This is a genomic window from Petrotoga sp. DB-2 (assembly GCF_054051725.1).
Genome location: NZ_JBSVZD010000058.1, coordinates 1 through 2,151 on the forward strand (window position 1 = coordinate 1; position 2,151 = coordinate 2,151).

The window sequence follows — 2,151 nt, forward strand, 5'->3', positions numbered from 1 at the left end:
ATGGTACAATTATCAATCGAAGGATTCAAAGCCCTCATACAAAGAAATCCATATTCAAGAGGATACAGAATAGAATACCCATGGGTGGTCAACACAGATCCTTGTATGACAGGTGTTATATTCAATACCGAAGTATATCCATACAACCTTAAAGATGTAAGGTGGGCATTAACTCTTGCAATAGATATAGTGGATTACATAGGGATAGCGTTTGATGGTGCTGCGCCTATGGGTGCACTTCACATCCCACCAATGCCTTATTACCAAGAGGTTTATTATGAACCGATGGAAGAATGGTTAAAAGATTTCACCTTAGACATAGAAGTTAATGGAGAACCATTTAAACCGTACGATCCAACGGCGACATTAAGAGCAGCTCAATATGCGAGGGAAAGAGGATACGAGGTACCAAACGATATAGAAACGTTGAAAGAGATGTTTGGTCCAGCATGGTGGAAATATGCACCTGATGTAGCGGAACAACTGTTAGAAAGGAATGGATTTAAAAGGGATAAAAATGGCAAATGGTTGTTACCAGACGGTACACCTTGGAAAATTAATATTATTGCCAATGCAAATCCTTCACATCCATCGCATAGAAATGCACTTGCTGCGGCACAAGAGTGGAGAAACTTTGGTATAGATGTTTCAGTTACTCCCAGCGAACAAGATGCGAGTGTAACTGCGTTAGGTAACTTTGAGGTTAGTTCCCAATGGCCTGCAATGGAACCATGGGGTGGACATCCTGATTTGTACCGTGTTTTTTCGAGTATGCACTCAAACTACTACCAACCAATAGGAGAAAATGCTATTACTAATTTAGGCCCTGCACCAGGCAGATGGACAGATCCTAGAATGGATGAGGTTATAGAAGGAATGGAAAAGGTGGACTGGGGTAGTGAGGAAAACATGGAATTGGGTATGGAAGGATTAAAAATACTTGTAGAAGAAATGCCTTCAATTCCAACTTTTGGATATCCTGGAGTAGTAGGATGGGATGAGTATTACTGGACGAATTATCCTGGCGCTGAAAATCCGTATATGATTCCCTATCATCACTGGCCAAATTTGAAATACGTACTCCCCTTTCTTGAACCAACAGGTAGGAAATAAGGGCTACAGATAAATACATTAAGCCCCCCTCGGGGGGCTTATTATGGAGGTGTAACACTTGCTATTTTTCAAGCGATACTTGCTACCAAGGATAATACAATTTCTAGTTGTAGTATTCGTAGGGATAACGGTGGTATTTATTGTACCCAGGCTAACGCCGGTTGATCCCGTACAACAAGTAATCAGTCAAATGACATCACAAGGAGCCTTCTTAGACCCAGCGGCTGTTGAAGCATTAAGGCAATCGCTCACAGAGATGTACGGATTAGAAGGAGGGATATTCCAACAATACGTTGCCTTTTGGGGAAGGCTGCTACATGGAGACTTTGGGCCATCGCTCTTTCAATTTCCGGTACCTGTAATGGAGCTAATAATGGACTCACTGCCCTGGACGGCTGGATTACTATTAACAACTACAATCCTCTCTTGGTTAGTAGGAAGTATAATAGGGGCACTTGCAGGATACTTTAAAAACAAGGCATGGGCACAAACATTAGACAACATAGCGATGGTGGTAAGGCCCATACCGTACTACATATTTGCATTACTACTACTCATAGTATTTGCCTATTTGATACCGATATTCCCATCGGCGGGTGGATACTCAGTTGGAAGACAAATAGGGTTCAACTGGGCGTTCATATCGGACGTGTTAGTACACTCGTTTCTACCTGCGATATCGCTGATGGTTTTAGGAATAGCAGCCAACATACAAACGATGAAACTCATAGTATCGAACATAGTAGCGGAAGACTATGTAATGTATGCGAAAGCGGGGGGACTAAAAGAATCAAAGATAGCCTTCAAATACGTATTCAGGAACGGGTTATTACCGCAAGTAACCAACTTAGCGCTATCTTTAGGGCAAATCTTTGGAGGGGCATTGATAACAGAAATAGTATTCGCCTATCCAGGGATAGGAACGTTACTATACGGAGCGATAAACTCAAACGACTACAATCTAATAATAGGGGTAGTCTCGTTATCGGTAATAGGGATAGCGTCAGCAACGCTCATAATAGATCTAATATATCCACT

The 2,151-nt window shown here is 41.9% G+C and carries 2 protein-coding genes; both read left to right on the forward strand.

Annotation, left to right across the window (positions count from 1 at the left end; translation table 11 throughout):
• The coding region (locus tag ACW9JY_RS10385; protein WP_457284320.1) for an ABC transporter substrate-binding protein at window positions 1–1,113 on the forward strand (1,113 nt) is incomplete at its 5' end.
• Between the two features lie 58 nt (window positions 1,114–1,171).
• The coding region (locus tag ACW9JY_RS10390; RefSeq protein WP_457284321.1) for an ABC transporter permease at window positions 1,172–2,151 on the forward strand (980 nt) is incomplete at its 3' end.